This is a genomic window from Streptomonospora wellingtoniae, assembly GCF_031845375.1.
In the GTDB taxonomy this organism is placed as follows: Bacteria; Actinomycetota; Actinomycetes; order Streptosporangiales; family Streptosporangiaceae; genus Streptomonospora; species Streptomonospora wellingtoniae.
Map to the genome: position 1 here is coordinate 1 of NZ_JAVREK010000019.1, position 16822 is coordinate 16822.

A 16822-nucleotide genomic window follows, 5' to 3' on the forward strand; every position below is an offset into this window, starting at 1 on the left:
TCGCGGGCGCGGGTCTGGCGCGCGGCTACCACGGCCGTGCCGGGCTGACCGCCGAGCGGTTCGTGGCCGACCCGTTCGGCCCGGTGGGCACCCGCATGTACCGCACCGGGGATGTGGTGCGTTGGAGTCGCGCCGGGGAGCTGGAGTATCTGGGCCGCTCCGACTTCCAGGTGAAGGTCCGCGGGTTCCGCATCGAACTCGGCGAGATCGAGACTGTCCTCGCCGGGCACCCCGGGATCGCCCAGGCCGTGGCGGCGGTGCGCGCCGGCGAAGGCGCCGACGCGTCGGTCGCCGCCTACATCGTGCCCGCTCCCGGCGCAGCTCCGATCGACCCGGCGGCGGTGCGCGCGCACGCGGCGGCGCACCTGCCGGACTACATGGTCCCCTCCGCCGTCGTGGTGCTGGAAGGGCTCCCGCTGACCGCCAACGGCAAGACCGACCGGGCCGCACTGCCCGCGCCCGAGCGGCACGAGACCGCCGGGGGCCCCGGGCGAGCGCCGCACACGCCCGAGGAGGAGGCCGTCTGCGCCGCGATCGGCGAGGTGCTGGACACCGGCGAGGTCGGCGCCGACGACGACTTCTTCGCACTCGGCGGCCACTCCCTCGCCGCGGCCCGCGCCGCCAACCTGCTGCGCACCCGCCTGGGCGCCGAAATCGGCGTACGCGACCTGTTCGAAGAGGCGACCCCGGCCCGCATCGCCGCGCGCATCGCCGACAGGGTGCGGACCGCCGCCGGCGCCCGGCCCGAGCTGGCCGCCCGGCCGCTGCCCGACAGCGTCCCGCTCTCCGCCGAACAGCGGCGGCTGTGGCTGCTGCAGACCGGCGGGGCGGCCCCCGGAGGCGCCTACAACGTGCCCTGGGCGCTGCGGATCAGCGGCGCTCTCGACGCCGCTGCCCTGGAGCAGGCGGTGGCCGACGTGCTCGCCCGCCACGACGTGCTGCGCACCGGATTCCCCCGGCGCGCCGACGGCGAGCCCGAGCAGCGCGTGGTCCCCCTCGACCGGCTGCCCCGGCCGCTGGTGGCGGTGGAGACCGCGGGCGACGAGCCCGCCGAGTCGCTGGACCGGGCCGCGCGCGAGCCCTTCGACCTGGTCGGCGGTACACCCGCGCGGTTCACCCTCTTCACCGACGGCGGCGAACGGCACATGCTGCTGGCGGTGTTCCACCACATTGCGGTGGACGAGTGGTCGCAGGCGCCGTTCCTGCGGGATCTGGATGCGGCTTACCGTGCGCGGTGTGCGGGCGGGGCTCCGGGGTGGGAGCCGCTGCCGGTGCAGTATGCGGATTATGCGGTGTGGCAGGCCGAGGTGCTGGGTTCGGTGGAGGATCCGGGCAGCAGGGCGGCCCGCCAGCGGGGGTTCTGGCGGGAGGCTCTGGCGGGGCTGCCCGAGGAGGTGGCACTGCCCGCCGACCGGCCGCGGGCCGCCGCGCCGACGGACGAGGGCGGCACCGCGGCGTTCGGGATCCCCGCCGATCTCGTCCGGGCACTCACCCGCCTGGGCCGCGACCGCGCCGCCACGCCGTTCATGGTCCTGCAGTCGGCGGTGGCCGTGCTGCTGCACCGCATGGGCGCGGGGGACGACATTCCGCTGGGGACGCCCTCCACGAGCCGCACCGACGAGGCGCTGCACGACGCCGTGGGCATGTTCCTCAACACCCTGGTGCTGCGCACCGACCTGTCGGGCGACCCCGGCTTCGGCGAGGTCGTGGAGCGCGCCCGCGCGTTCGCGGTGTCGGCGTTCGCCAACGCCGACCTGCCCTTCGACCGGGTCGTCGACGCCCTCAACCCCGTGCGCGCGGCCGGGCGCAACCCGCTGTTCCAGGTCATGGTCAGCCACCAGACCCGCCCCGAGCTGGACGGCGGACTGTTCGGCGCCGATGCGGCCGTCGACGACGCCGTGAGCCGCACGGCCGCCCGCTTCGACCTGGAGTTCGAGTTCGTGGAGCGCCCGGGCGAGGACGGCATGGAGTTCGCCGTCCGCTACGCGGCCGACCGGTTCGACGCCGAGACCGTCCGCGACCTCGGCGACCGGCTGCTGCGCCTGCTCGCCGCGGGTGCCGTCGATCCGGACCGGCCGGTGGGCGACCTGCCGCTGCTGGCGGAGGGGGAGTGGGACCGGCTGGTGGTGGGGGCGGAGGCGGCGTCCCACCCGGTGGTCGAGGAGACGCTGCCGGAACTGCTCGCCCGGGGTGCGGGTTCGGATGCCGTGGTGGTCGGTGCCCGCGGGGGTGATCTTTCGCGTGGTGAGTTCGATGCGCGGGTGTTCCGGTTGGCGCGGGAGCTGATCGCTCGTGGTGCGGGTCCGGAGTCGGTGGTGGCGGTGGCGCTGCCGCGGTCGGTGGATCTGGTGGTGGCGCTGCATGCGGTGGTGTGGGCGGGTGCGGCCTATCTTCCGGTGGAGTTGGATCAGCCGGGTGAGCGGGTGGCGTTCGTGCTGGAGGACGCGCGTCCGGCGCTGGTGGTCTGCCGCAGCGAGGACGCCCCGGACCTGCCCGGGGAGCCAGCAGTGCCGCGGCTCGTACTGGACGACCCCGCCACCGCGGAGCAGGTGGAGAGCCGCGACGCGAGCCCTCTCGCCGACGCGGAGCGCGCGGTGGGGCTGCGGGGCGGGCATCCGGCCTATGTCATCTACACGTCGGGTTCCACGGGCCGTCCCAAGGGTGTGGTGGTCTCGCACCGGGCGATCGCCAACCGGTTGGCGTGGATGCAGGGTGCCTACGGGCTCGGTTCGGACGACCGGGTGCTGCTGAAGACGCCGGTGTCCTTCGACGTGTCGGTGTGGGAGCTGTTCTGGCCCTTCGCCGCGGGCGCGGGCCTGGTCGTCGCGGCGCCGGGAGGGCACCGCGATCCCGGATACCTGGCCGGGCTGATCCGGGACGCGGGCGTGTCGGTGTGCCACTTCGTGCCGTCGATGCTGCGCGTGTTCATCGAGGAACCGGAGGCGGGGGGCTGCACGTCCCTGCGCCGCGTCTTCGCCTCGGGCGAGGAACTGGGCGCCGACGCCGCCCGCCGGTTCCGGGACCTGCTTCCGCGCGCGGCGCTGGCGAACCTGTACGGCCCGACGGAGGCGGCGGTGGACGTGACCGCCTTCGACACCGGCGCCGAATCCGACCGGTTCTTTGGGCCGGGGGTGCCGATCGGGCGGCCCGTGTGGAACACCGGTGTCTACGTCCTCGACCACCGCCTCGCTCCGGTCGCCGCCGGCGTGCAGGGCGAGCTGTACCTGGCGGGCGTGCAGCTGGCGCGGGGCTACACCGACCGGGCGGGGCTGTCGGCCGAGCGGTTCGTGGCCGACCCCTTCGGCCCGGCGGGCACCCGCATGTACCGCACGGGCGACGTGGTCCGGCGGGACCGCGCGGACCGGCTGGAGTACCTGGGCCGCTCGGACTTCCAGGTGAAGGTGCGCGGCATGCGCATCGAGTTGGGCGAGATCGAGCACGCCCTCACCGCCTTCGGCGGGGTCGGTGGCGCCGTCGTCACCGCACGGCGCAGCGCGGCGGGCGCCGACCGGCTCGCCGCCTACGTGACGCCCGCCGCCGGAGCGGGCGCCCCCGACCCCGCGGCACTGCTGCGCCGGCTCGCCGGTCGGCTGCCCGAGCACATGGTCCCCGCTGCGGTGACCGTCCTCGACGCCTTCCCGCTCACGCCCAACGGCAAGCTCGACCGCGCCGCCCTGCCCGAACCCGAGCCCGCCGAGCGTGCGGGCGGCGGCCGCGACGCGCACGGCCCGCGCGAGGAACTGCTGTGCGGCGCCTTCGCCGAGCTGCTGGGGCTGGAGCGCGTCGCGGCCGAGGACGGGTTCTTCGCACTCGGCGGCGACAGCATCCTCGCAATCCGGCTCGTCGGCCTCGCCCGCGCCCGCGGACTGGAGCTGACCCCGGCCGACGTCTTCACCGAGCAGACCCCCGAGCGCCTCGCCCTGGCCGCCGCGAGCACACCCGCCGGGGACGCCGGTGCGCAGGAGGGCGGCCGCGACGACGGCACCGGCGACGTCGAGCCGACCCCCGTCATGCACTGGCTGCGTGAGCGCGGCGGACCGCTGGACGGGTTCAGCCAGGCCGCCGCCGTCCATACCCCCGCGGGCGCCGATACCGCAAGCCTGGCCGTCGTGCTGCAGGCGGTGCTGGACGCGCACGCCATGCTGCGCGCCCGGTTGGTCACCGGCGACGACGGATGGCGGCTGCGCGCCGCCGAGCCCGGTGCCGTCGCGGCCGCCGACGTGCTGGCGCGGCGCGACGCGGCGGGACTGGACGAGGCCGGACTGGCCCGCGCGGCCGCCGACGCGGCCGCCGACGCCCAGCGCCGCCTCGACCCGCACGCCGGCGCGATGCTGCGCGCGGTGTGGCTGGACCGGGGCGCCGACCGGGCCGGGCGGCTGGTGCTCGTCGTCCACCACCTCGCCGTCGACGGCGTCTCCTGGCACGTCCTGCGCGCCGGCCTCGCCGCCGCGTGGAACGACGCCTCCTCCGGCCGACCGCCGGTCCTCCCGGCGCCGCAGACCTCCTTTGCCCGCTGGGCGCAGCGGCTGTGCGCCGAGGCGGCGACCGCCCGCCGCGCCTCCGAACTGGCCTCCTGGCAGGAGATCACCGCCGTTCCGGAGCAGCATGCGGCCGCGGAGGCGCGGGCGTTCGGCAGACCCGACCCCGGGCACGACACGGCCGCGACCGTGCGCCGGGTCACCGCATCGCTGTCGGCGTCCGACACCGCGGCGCTACTGACCCGGGTCCCCGAGGCCTTCCACTCCGGCATCGAGGACGTGCTGCTCAGCGCGCTCGCGCTGGCCGCCGCCGAGTGGCGCGCAGCGCGCTCCGGCGGCGCGGGCGACGCGGACGCCGTGCTGCGCCTCGCACTGGAGGGCCACGGCCGCGAACAGCAGTTGTTCCCCGGAACCGACGTCTCCGGGACCGTCGGCTGGTTCACCGCCGTCCACCCCGCGCGCCTGGACGTCACCGGGCTCGACCCCGCCGACGCCCGCACGGGCGGGCCCGCCTCCGGCGACGCGCTCAAGCGGGTCAAGGAGCAGCTGCGCGCCCGCCCCGGCGACGGGGGCATCGGCTACGGCCTGCTGCGCTACCTGAACCCCGGCACCTCCGGGGCGCTTGCCGCAGCCCCCGAGCCGCCGCTGCTGTTCAACTACCTCGGCCGCGTCGCCGTCGCCGGCGAGCACGAGTCGTGGGCGGTGGCGCCGGAGACCGGCGCTCTGCCGAACGGCGCCGACCCCGGCATGCCCGTGCGCCACACGCTGGAGCTCAACGCGCTCACCCGCGACGGCGCCGAGGGCCCCGTGCTGGCGGCCACCTGGGCCTGGCCGCAGCGGCTGCTCGCCGAAGCGGACGTGCGCGACCTCGCCGACGCCTGGTTCGCCCAGCTCAGAGGGCTCGTCGCGCACGCCGGGGCGGCGGAGGCGGGCGGCCACACGCCGTCGGACCTGTCCCTGCCGGACCTCGATCAGGACGAGATCGACGAATTCGAAGCAGAGTGGAGGCTCACGTGAGCAACGCATCGGGCCTGGAGGACATCCTGCCGCTGACGCCGCTCCAGGAAGGGCTGCTGTTCCAGAGCCAGATCGACGCCGAGGGCGCCGACGTCTACAACGTCCAGATCGCCCTGGAGCTGGCGGGGGACCTCGACACCGAGCGGCTGCGCGCCGCCGCCGACGCCCTGCTGGCGCGCCACCCCAACGTGCGGGCGGCGTTCCGGCGCCGCAAGAGCGGGCAGCCGGCCGCCCTCGTCGGCAAGCGGGTCCCCGCCCCCTGGACCCGGACCGACCTGTCCGGCCGGGACGCGGCCGCGCAGGACGCCGAGCTGCAGCGCGTCCGCGACCAGGAGCGCCGCACCCGCTTCGACCTCGCAACCCCGCCTCTGATCCGCTTCGTCCTGGTGCGGCGGGCGCCCGGCGACCACATCCTGGTGCTCACACACCACCACATCCTGCTCGACGGCTGGTCGCTGCCGCTGCTGGTGCGCGACCTCTTCCGCCTCTACGCCGCCGACGGCGCCGCGCTGCCCCGCGCGGCGCCGTTCCGCGACTACCTGGGCTGGCTCGCCCGTCAGGACACCGGCGCGGCACTGGAGGCCTGGCGCGCGTCGCTGGCGGGTGTGGAGGGGTCCACCCGCGTCGCCGACGCCTTCGGGGCCGCGACCGCCGACCCGCCGGCGGACGGCGGCGGCCCGGCCGAGCCGCGCGCCCTCACCCGCGACCTGTCCACCGAGCTCACCGCAGCGGTGCGCGACTTCGCGCGCGCCCAGGGCGCCACCCTCAACACCGTGCTCCAGGCGGCGTGGGGGCTGGTGCTGGGCCACCTGCTCGACAGCCGCGACGTCGTCTTCGGCACCGCTGTATCCGGACGCCCCCACGAGCTGCCCGGTTCCCACGAGACGGTGGGGCTGTTCGTCAACACGGTGCCGGTGCGGGTGCGCCTGGACCCGGCCGAGAGCGCGGCCGCGCTCCTCGCCCGGCTGCGCGGCGAGCAGGCCGCGCTCCTCGACCACGGCCATGTCGGACTCGCCGAGATCCAGCGGGCGGCGGGGGTGCCGGACCTGTTCGACACCCTGATGGTCGTGGAGAACTACCCCGTGGAGGCAACAGACCCCGCCGAAGGGGTCCCCGGGCTGCGGGCCCGGGTGCTGGGGTCCTCCGACGCGACGCACTACCCCCTGTCCCTCGCGGTCGTCCCCCCTCCGCCGGGCGCGCAGGGCGCCCCGGTGCGGCTGACCTTCGGCTACCGGCCCGACACCCTCTCCCGGGCCCGCGCCGAACTGGCCGCGGAATGCCTGGCCACCGTCCTGCGCGCAATGGCGGCCGCGCCGGGCACGCCCCTGGCGCGACTGGACGTCCTCCCGCCCCACCGCGTACCGGCGCCCACCACCGCCCTGGCGGCCCACCGCACGGCGGCCTACGCGGCGATCGGCCGCACCGGGCCCCGCCGGCGCCCCGGCGACGCGCCGACCACCGCAGGCGCACAGCCGGACGCGCTGTTCACCCCCGCCGACCACTCCGCCGACACCGCGGGGCCGGCGGCGGAGTCCGACGCCGGTGCCGCGTCCTCGGCCCCGGCGGCCGCAGCTGTCCCCGGCGGGGGCCGGGCGCGGCCCCCGCGGGCCGAGGAGGCGGCCGAGGCCGAGGCACTGCGCCCGGTCGCCTTCCCCGACCTTCTGCGGCGGCGGGTGGCCGCCGCGCCGGGCTCGGTGCTGGTGGAGGACGAGGACACCGTCCTCACCGCCGCCGAGGCCGACGACCGATCCGACCGCCTCGCGCGGGTCCTGCTCGCCCGCGGCGCCGGGCCGGAGCGCGTGGTCGCCCTGGCCGTGCCCCGGTCGGCGGAGCTGGTCGTGGCGCTACTGGCGGTGCTCAAGTCGGGTTCGGCCTACCTCGCGCTCGACCCGGACTACCCCGACGACCGGCTCGCGCACATGCTCGCCGACTCCCGGCCCGCCTGCGTCGTCGCCACCGCTGAGCTGAGCGGGCGTGTCGCCGGTCTCACCGGCGCCGAGCGGGTGGTGATCGACGACCCCGCCACCGCCGGCGAGATCGGCGCTGCCCCGCCCGGCGGGATCACCGGTGCCGAGCGCGGCGCCGCGATCCTGCCCGCCACCGCCGCCTACCTCGTCTACACCTCCGGCTCCACGGGCCTGCCCAAGGGGGTCGTCGTCAGCCACGCCGGAGTGGCCAAGCTCGTGGCCACCGCCGCCCACCGCCTCGGCGTCGGCGCCGACAGCCGCATCGCCCAACTCGGCTCGCCGAGCTTCGACGTCGCCTTCTGGGAGTTCGTCATGGGCGTGCTCTCCGGCGGCCGGCTCGTGGTGGTGCCGCCCGAGCGGCGCGTTCCCGGGCCGCCGCTGACCGACTACCTGCGCGAACGCGGCGCCACCCACGCCGGACTGCCGCCCGCGCTGCTGTCGGCGCTGCCCGAGGACGCCGACCTGCCCGACGGCATGACGGTCCTCGCCGGCACCGAGGCCGTGCCGGGCGCCCTGGTGCGCCGGTTCGCCGCCGACGGACGCGCCATGTTCAACTGCTACGGGCCCACCGAGGCCACCGTCAACGCCACGCTGGGGGAGTGCCGTCCCGACGCGGTCGGGGACCGGGTGCCCATCGGCCGCCCCGACCCGGGTGTGCGCGCCTACGTGCTCGACTCCATGCTGCGCCAGCTCCCCGCCGGTGTGCCCGGCGAGCTGTACCTCGGCGGCGCCGGGCTGGCGCGCGGCTACCTGGGGCGGCACGGGCTCAGCGCGGCCCGGTTCGTCGCCGACCCGTTCGGCGGGCCCGGCGCGCGCATGTACCGCACCGGCGACCGGGTCGTGTGGAACGCCGAAGCCGACCTGGAGTTCCTGGGCCGCACCGACGACCAGGTCAAGATCCGCGGAATGCGCGTCGAGCTCGGCGAGGTCGAGTCGGCGCTGGCCGCCCACCCCGACGTTGCGACCTGCGCCGCCGCCGTGCACCGCGACGGCGCGGACTCGGCGGTCCTGGCCGCCTACGCCACACCGCTGCCGGGCCGGGTGCTGGACGCGCGGGCGCTGCGCGGCCACCTCGCCGCCGCACTGCCCACCGCCATGCTGCCCGCGGTGGTGGTCCCGCTGGAGGAGATGCCCGTCCTGCCCAACGGCAAGATCGACCGCGCAGCCCTGCCCGCCCCCGACCCGACCGCCGGCGGGCGCCCGCCGCGCAACCAGGTCGAGGAGCTGCTGTGCGGCCTCTTCCGTGAGGTCCTGGAGGTCGGCGAGGCCGGCGTCGACGACGACTTCTTCGCGCTGGGCGGCCACTCTTTGCTGGCGACCCGGCTGGTCACCCGCATCCGCGCGGTGCTGGGCCGTGACGTGGCGCTGCGCACGGTCTTCGACGCGCCCACCGTGGCCGGGCTCGCCCAGCGGCTGCGCCCCGCCGGAGGGCCCCCGCCGCTGCGGCCCGCCGGGCGGCCCGAGCGCCCCCCGCTGTCCCACGCACAGCAGCGGATGTGGTTCCTCTACCGGCTCGACGGCCCGCGCCCCACTTACAACATCCCCTTCTGCGCGCGGCTGCGCGGCCCGCTGGACCGCGGGGCGCTCGCCGAGGCGCTGGCCGACGTCACCGCGCGCCACGAGAGCCTGCGGACCGTCTTCCCCGACGAGGACGGCGTGCCCTACCAGCGCATCCTGGATCCCGAGCGGGCCCGCCCGGACCTGCCGCTCACCGAGGCCGGCGAGGACGAGCTGCCCGGCATGCTGGCCGGGGCCGCCGCCCACGGCTTCCACCTGGACGCCGAGCCGCCGCTGCGCGCCCGCCTGTTCCGCACCGGCGAGGACGAGCACGTGCTGCTCCTGCTGCTGCACCACATCGCCGGCGACGGCTGGTCGGCGCGCCCCCTGCTGCGCGACATCGGGACGGCCTACACCGCGCGCAGCGGCGGCCGCCCGCCCGGCTGGGCGCCGCTGCCCGTGCAGTACGCCGACTACGGTATGCATCAGCGCGCGGTGCTGGGCACCGAGGACGACCCCGGCAGCGCCGTCCACGCGCAGGCGGCGTACTGGCGCGAGGCGCTGCGCGGCCTTCCGGAGGAGCTGCCCCTGCCCACCGACCGGCCCCGGCCGGCGGTCTCCAGCGGACGCGGCGCCGCCGTCGAGCTGGAGCTGCCCGCCGAGCTGAGCGCCCGGCTGCGCGCCCTCGCCCGCGGCCAGGACACCACCGTGTTCATGGTGCTGCAGGCCGCGCTGGCCGCGCTGCTGACGCGGCTGGGGGCCGGCACCGACATCCCCATCGGCTCGCCGGTGGCCGGGCGCGACGACGCCGCGCTCGACGATCTCGTCGGATTCTTCGTCAACACGCTGGTGCTGCGCACGGACACCTCCGGCGACCCCGCCTTCGCGGAACTGCTGGCGCGGGTGCGCGAAGCCGACCTGGCCGCCTACGAGAACTCCGACATCCCCTTCGAGCACCTGGTGGAGGTCGTCAATCCCGCGCGGTCGATGAGCCGCCACCCCCTGTTCCAGGTCATGCTGGCCTACCAGAGCGGCGCCGGACCCCGGCTGACCATGGAGGGCCTGCGGGCCGAGCGCGAGCCCCTAGCCGCCCCCGGCGGAAAGTTCGACCTGGCCTTCGAGTTCCGCGACCCCGGCGAAGGGGCTGCAGACGGCATCGGCGGTGCGATGCGCTGCATCGTCGATTACAGCACCGACCTCTTCGACGCGCCGACCGTGCGCAATGTCGCGCTGCGGCTGGAGCGGCTGCTCGCGGCCGCCGCGGACGACCCCGCCGCGCCCGTCGGGAGCCTGGACCTGCTCACCGCCGAGGAGTCCGCCCGGATCACCCGCGACGCCGAAGGGCCGCACGTACCCGTGGCCGCCCCGGCGACCCTTCCCGCACTGTTCGAGGCCGCGGCCGCCGGCGGTCCCGACCAGCCCGCCCTGGTCGGCGGGGGCGTGCGCCTGAGCTTCGCCGAGCTGAACCGGCGCGCCAACCGGCTCGCACACGAGCTGATCGCCCGCGGCGCCGGGCCGGAGTCGATCGTGGCGCTGCTGCTGCCGCGCTCGCCCGAAACCCTGGTCGCGATCCTGGCCGTGCTCAAGTCCGGCGCCGCCTACCTGCCGATCGACCCCGCCTACCCGGACGAGCGCGTCGCGCACATACTGGCCGACGCCGCCCCGCTGCTCACCGCCGCCGCGCCGGAGCTCGCGGAGCGGGCCGCCGCCCTGGGCGCCCGCGAGACCCTCGCCCTGACCCCCGAAACCGCGGCCGCGCGGCCGGCGGCCGATCCCGCCGACGCCGACCGAACCGCGCCGCTGCACCCCGACCACCCCGCCTACGTCATCTACACCTCCGGCTCCACCGGCAGGCCCAAGGGCGTGGCGGTCACCCACCGCAGCGTCGCCAACCTGTTCCACAGCCACCGCGAGACGCTGCACCGGCCCACCCGGTGCCGCGCCGGCCGCGACCGGCTGCGCGTCGGCCACGCGTGGTCGTTCTCCTTCGACGCCGCCTGGCAGCCGCAGTTGTGGCTGCTGGACGGCCACGCCGTGCACGTCGTCACCGAGGAGGCCATGCACGACCCGGCGCTGCTGGTGGAGCGCATCCGCACCGAGCGCTTCGACTTCATCGAGGTGACGCCCTCCCACTTGCTCCAGCTGATCCGCGCCGGGCTGGGCGAGCCGGGCACGCACACCCCCACGACGCTGGGCGTGGGCGGCGAGGCGGTGCCGGCGTCGCTGTGGCGGCGGCTGCGCCAGCTGGAGGAGCAGGGCACCGCGACCTACAACCTCTACGGTCCGACCGAGACCACCGTCGACGCCCTCGCCGCGCGGGCGGGCGACCACGAGCGTCCGGTCGTCGGCCGCCCCACCGCCAACACCGCCGCCCATGTGCTCGACGATCGGCTGAGCCCGGTGCCCCCGGGCGTGGTCGGCGAGCTGTACCTGGGCGGTGGAGGGCTCGCGCGCGGCTACCTGCGGCGCGGCGGGCTGACCGCCGACCGGTTCGTCGCCGACCCTTTCGGGCGGCCCGGAGCGCGCATGTACCGCACCGGCGACCTGGTGCGGCGCATGCCCGACGGGTCGGTGGACTACGTCGGGCGCGCCGACGACCAGGTCAAGGTGCGCGGTTTCCGCGTCGAGCCGGGAGAGATCGCCGCGGCGCTGAGCGAGCACCCCGGCGTCGACCAGGCCGTCGTCGACACCTGGGAGGTCGCGCCGGGTGACCGGCGCCTGGTCGCCTACATCATCCCCGCGCCCGTGGAGCAGACGGGTTCCGGGGCGGCTGCGGTACCGGGAGAGGCGGTCGGGGCGGGCAGGGTCCCCGCGCCCGCCGAGCGGAAGGCGTCCGGGACGCCGTGCGCCGGCGGTGCCCCCGACACCGCCGGCCTGCGCGCCCACCTGGCCGGGCGGCTGCCCGACTACATGGTGCCCGCGGCCTTCCTGCCGCTGGAGTCCCTGCCGCTGACTGCGCACGGCAAGCTCGACCGAACGGCGCTTCCGGCGCCCGACCCGGCCGAGCTGGCGCCGGGGCCCGGGCGCGAGCCGCGCGACGCGGCCGAGGCGCTGCTGTGCGAGGTGTTCGCCGAGGTGCTGGGCGCGCACCGGGTCGGCGCCGATGACGACTTCTTCGACCTCGGCGGCCACTCGATGCTGCTGGTGCGGCTGCGATCGCGCGTCGAGGCCGAGACCGGTACCCGTGCGGCGATCGCCGACCTGTTCGCCGCTTCCTCGCCGGCCGCTCTCGCCGCGCACCTGGCCACCCCCGACGCCCGTCCCGGCGGCCCCGGCGCGCCGGGCGGGGCGGGGGCGGCGCAGGAGGCGCCCGGCGAACCGGGCGTCGCCGTGCTGCGCGCGGGCGGCGCACAGCCGCCGCTGTTCTGCATCCACCCCGCGAGCGGGTTCAGCTGGCCCTTCGTCGGTCTGCGCCGCCATTTGGGCGCCGACGTGCCCGTCCTGGGCCTGGAGGCGCCCGTGCCCGGGGCGGCGGCGCCCGGCACCGTCGCCGGGCTTGCCCGCACCTACGCAGCGCGCATCCGCCGGGAGTCGCCGGGCGGCCCCTACCGGATCGCCGGGTGGTCCTTCGGCGGCACCCTGGCCCAGGCTGTGGCCGCCGAGCTCGCCGGGGCGGGCGCGGACGTCGAACTGCTGGCGCTGCTCGACGCCTACCCGGCGTCCTGGCACGCGCAGCGGGCCGCCGCCCGCGCCGACCACGCCCCCGCCGAGGGCTCGTGCGCGGAACGGGGGCGCGGTGCGGACTCCGGTACCGGGGCGATGGCAGTCGAAGCGGGCGCCGAACGCGGCGACCCCGGCATGGCCGAGGCCACCCGCCGCTGGGCCGCGCGCCTGCTGGAGGCTTCCGCCGGCGAGGAGCCCGGCCGCCACCCCGGCGGCGCTCTCTGCTTCACGGCCAAGGACGCCCCCGCCGGGGCCGCTCGCGCCTGGGAGCCCCACATCGGCGGCCGGATCGAGCACCACGAGGTCCCCGCCGCCCACGACGACCTGCTGTCCGCCGAAGGGCTGGCCGTGATCGGCCCTGTCCTCGCCGCCCGCCTCGGCGGGCCGGCGGACCGCCGGGAATGACCGCCGACCACCCGAGCCCCACCGTTTACGCACACCAGCACACCGCCCCCGCGAACGGGGCGGCACCGGAGGTGACACACGTGTCCGTGCCCGAATCGACCGGCGTCGAGCAGGTGCCCGGCGCAGCGCTCCGCCGCCCCTCGCCCCGCGAGATCCCGGTCGGCGAGGACGTCCTGGCCGCAGGCCCGCCGCCGACCCCCGTGCTCGCGCCCCCCTACGCCGCGCGTCCGGCGCAGCCGCAGGGGGCCGACCTCGACCGCGTGCACGCCTGGATGCACCTGCCGCACGTCGCCCCGTTCTACGGCCAGGCCTGGAGCCGGCGGCGGTGGGCCGAGGAGCTGGCGGCGCAGCGCGCAGGAACGTTCTCGCGGCCGTTCGTCGTCAGCCGCGACGGTGCCGACCTCGCCTACGTCGAGCTGTACCGGGCCGCCCGCGACGTGGTCGCCCGCCACTACGACGCAATGCCACACGACATCGGCTTCCACATCGCCATCGGCGACCCGCGCCGGACCGGGCGCGGGGTCGGCAAGGAGATCCTCGACGCCTTCGCCGCCGCCGTCTTCGCCGCCGAACCGCGGTGCCGCCGCATCCTCATGGAGCCCGACGCCGCCAACGCCGCGGCCCGCCGGGCGGCGGCCAAGGCCGGGTTGGCCTTCCTCGCCGAGGCCGACCTGCCGCACAAGCGGGCGGCGCTCTACGTCCGGGCGCGGGAGTGACTGCGTCCGGGCGGCAGAGCGCGACACATGAGCAGGGAAGGGGGCGCCGTGGCCGCGAGGCCGGTGCTGCAGGGCCTGGTCATCGATCTGGCCCCGCTGCGCAGCGGCAGAGGATTCCGGATCGTCTTCGCGGTCCGGCTCATCTCGCTCTTCGGCGGCGGGTTCCGGCTGGTGGCGCTGCCGATGCAGGTCTACGCCATGACCGGCTCCTCGGCGCTGGTGGCCAGCGTCGCCGTCGTCAACGGCGCGGCCGGCTTCGGCGGCACCGTCCTCGGCGGGCTGCTGGCCGACCGGCTGGACCGCCGGCGCCTCATGCTGGTCAGTCTGGCCGTGGAGACGCTGGTCGTCGGCATGTTCGCGGTCAACACCCACCTTCCGGGCGGGCCGCTGCTGGGCGTGGTCTACCTGTGCGCCGCGGTCAACGGCGTCATCGGCACCATGGGCCTGATCGCCCAGCAGTCCCTGGTCCCGGCCCTGGTGGGCCCGGACCGGCTGCCCGCCGCCGGGGCCCTGTTCGCGGTGACGGCCCAACTGGGCGCGGTGGCCGCGCCGGCGCTGGGCGGTGTCCTGATCTCGCTCGGCGGCGTCGGCTCCGGCTACCTCGCCACCTGCGCGATCGCCGCCGTGGCCACGGGGGCGGTGTGGTTCGTCCCGCCCACGCCCGCCGGGACCGCGGCCGGCAGCGAGCCCGCGCTGCGCGCGGTCGCCGACGGGCTGGCGTTCGTCGCCCGCCACCCGGTGGTGCGGCCGCTGCTGCTGCTCGGGTTCACCCAGGTGCTGTTCACCATGCCCACGGTGCTGATCCCCGAGTTCACCGACCGCGTGCTCGGCGGCGACGCGGCCCTGGCCGGGCTGCTCTACACCGCCCCGGCGGCGGGGGCGCTGCTGGCGTCGCTGACCAGCGGCTGGACCGGAAGCGTCCGCCGCACGGGCGCGATCGTGCCCGCGGCGGTGGCGCTGTGCGGGATCTCGGTGGTGCTCCTCGGCCTCGGCCGCACCGCGGTCGCGGCGCTGGCTGCGCTGGTCCTGCTGGGGTGCTGCCAGGCCGTCGAGGAGATCCTGCGCTACTCGCTGATCCAGGCGCACACCCCCGACGCCCTGCGCGGCCGGGTCAACAGCGCCTGGCTGGCCCAGGCCACGGTCGGCGGGTCGCTGGGCGCGTCGCTGATGGGCGGGCTCGCCGCGGTGCTGGGCCCGGCGGCGGCGCTGGTGGCGGCCGGCGCTCTGGGGGCGGTGCTGGTCGGCGCGATCGCCCTGACCGCGCCGGGTCTGCTGGCCACCCGGGGCGTCGCTCCCGCACTTCCCGACGACATGACCCATTGATAAGGTAAGGCTTTCCTAAAATGAAAGGAGCTGCAGCATGAGCAACCCGTTCGACGACACCGAGGGCCGCTTCCTGGTGCTGGTCAACGACGAGGACCAGCACTCGCTGTGGCCGGAGTTCGCCGAGGTGCCCGACGGCTGGCGCCGGGTGCACGGGCCCGCGGACCGCGAGGCCGCACTGGCCTACGTCGAGGAGAACTGGACCGACCTGCGCCCGCGTAGCCTGCGCGTGGCGATGGGCGAGGAGTGAGCCGAACGACCCGCGGCAGCGGCGCCCGCCGGTGCGCCGCGCGCGGGCGGGCGCCGACCTCCGCGGGGGCGCGGCCGTGAAACTGCGCGACGCACTCATCGACCTCACCCCGTTGCGGGTCAGCCGCGCGTTCCGGGTTGTGTTCACCGCGCGGCTCATCTCCGTCTTCGGCCTCGGCTTCGCGCTGGTCGCGCTGCCGATGCAGGTCTACGCGGCCACCGGGTCCTCGGCCCTGGTCGCCGTGGTCAGCGCCGTCAACGGGACCTCGATATTCGGCGGCACGCTGGTCGGGGGAGTGCTGGCCGACCGGTTCCCCCGCCGCCGGCTGATCGTGGCCGGCCGCGCGTCCGCCACGGTCGCTTTCACCGGCCTCGCGCTGAACGCGCTGTGGGCGCCCCAGGGCGGCGCTGCGGCCTTCGCGCTGATCTGCCTCTGCGCGGCGCTGAACGGCTTCGCGGGCACCTTCAGCACGGTGGCGCTGCAGGCGGCCGTTCCCGGGCTGCTTCCGCGCGACCGGCTGCCCGCCGCCGGGGCGCTGCTGGCGCTGACGGGCCAGCTCGGCTCCATCGCCGCCCCCGCCCTGAGCGGCGCCGTCATCGCGCTGTGGGGCTACCCCGCGGTCTTCGGCATCACGGCCGCCGTCTGCGCGGTGACCACGGTGCTGGTGCTGCGCCTGCCGCCCCTGGAGCCGACCGGCGCGGGAGGCGGCGAGCAGGCCCGGGGGACGGCATCCGCCGCGATCGACGGGATGCGCTTCGCCGTGCGGCACCGCACGGTCGGTCCGCTGCTGGCGCTCGGGTTCGTCCAACTGCTGTTCGCCACGCCCTACGTCCTCATCCCGGAGTTCACCGACACCGTCCTGCACGCGGGTGAGACCGCCGCCGGGCTCCTCTACTCCGCCTCCGCCGCCGGAGCGGTCCTGGCCTCTCTCACGAGCGGGTGGACGCGCACCGTCCCGCGCACCGGAACGGTGCTGCTGGTCGCGGTGGGGGGCTGCGGCCTCGCCTCGGCCGGGTTCGGTGCCTCGGGGCAGCTGGCGCTCGCGCTCGCGGCGCTGACGGTGCTCGGCTTCGCCGAGATCGTCGAGGAGATCCTGCGCTTCGCCCTGCTCCAGTCGCACACACCCGATGCGCTGCGCGGCCGCGTCAACAGCGTCTGGACCGCCCAGAACACCGCGGGCGGAGCACTGGGCTCGCTCGCGCTGGGGTCGCTGGCGCCGCTGATCGGGGCCGGTGCGGCCGTCGTGGCCGGCGGCGCGGTGACCGCGGTCCTGGTGGCGGTGCTGGCGGCGGCCGCACCCGGGCTGCGCCGAGCCGTCGTCGCGGGCGCCGAAGACCAGGGAGCGGACACGGACGCGGGGCCGTCCGCTCCGTCCATTCCGCGCTCGGCCCCGGTCGCACCTGTGCGCGGAGCTCCGGAGGACCCGGGGATGTCAAGTTAGCCTAACCTAAGCTAAAGTGCGCCAAGGAGCCCGGACCGCCCCTCGGACCGGGCGCGGCGCGCGGT

At 76.6% G+C, this 16822-nt stretch carries 6 protein-coding genes; all 6 read left to right on the forward strand.

What is annotated here, in order from left to right; translation table 11 throughout:
• Window positions 1–5495, forward strand: a 5495-nt coding sequence (locus RM446_RS17065) for a non-ribosomal peptide synthetase (RefSeq protein ID WP_311546323.1), incomplete at its 5' end; no start/stop codon positions are given.
• On the forward strand, window positions 5492–13027 hold the full coding sequence (locus RM446_RS17070; RefSeq protein ID WP_311546324.1) for a non-ribosomal peptide synthetase: 7536 nt from the start codon (window positions 5492–5494) through the stop codon (window positions 13025–13027). The genes RM446_RS17065 and RM446_RS17070, both read left to right, overlap by 4 nt.
• Before the next feature lie 80 nt (window positions 13028–13107).
• Window positions 13108–13743, forward strand: coding sequence for a GNAT family N-acetyltransferase (locus tag RM446_RS17075; RefSeq protein WP_311546325.1), 636 nt, complete (start codon window positions 13108–13110; stop codon window positions 13741–13743).
• Between the two features lie 48 nt (window positions 13744–13791).
• Window positions 13792–15066 carry an enterobactin transporter EntS gene (entS, locus tag RM446_RS17080; protein ID WP_311546326.1) on the forward strand — a complete coding sequence of 425 codons (1275 nt, stop codon included), beginning with the start codon at window positions 13792–13794 and terminating at the stop codon, window positions 15064–15066.
• 37 nt (window positions 15067–15103) lie between these two features.
• On the forward strand, window positions 15104–15316 hold the full coding sequence (locus tag RM446_RS17085) for an MbtH family protein (RefSeq protein WP_311546327.1): 213 nt from the start codon (window positions 15104–15106) through the stop codon (window positions 15314–15316).
• A gap of 76 nt (window positions 15317–15392) precedes the next feature.
• Window positions 15393–16757, forward strand: a complete 1365-nt coding sequence (gene entS / locus RM446_RS17090; protein ID WP_311546328.1) for an enterobactin transporter EntS — start codon at window positions 15393–15395, stop codon at window positions 16755–16757.
• Window positions 16758–16822: the final 65 nt, after the last annotated feature.

Coding starts and splice junctions, on each gene's coding strand:
- RM446_RS17085 (WP_311546327.1), top strand. CDS start 15,104: ATGAGCAACCCGTTCGACGACACCGAGGGCCGCTTCCTGGTGCTGGTC.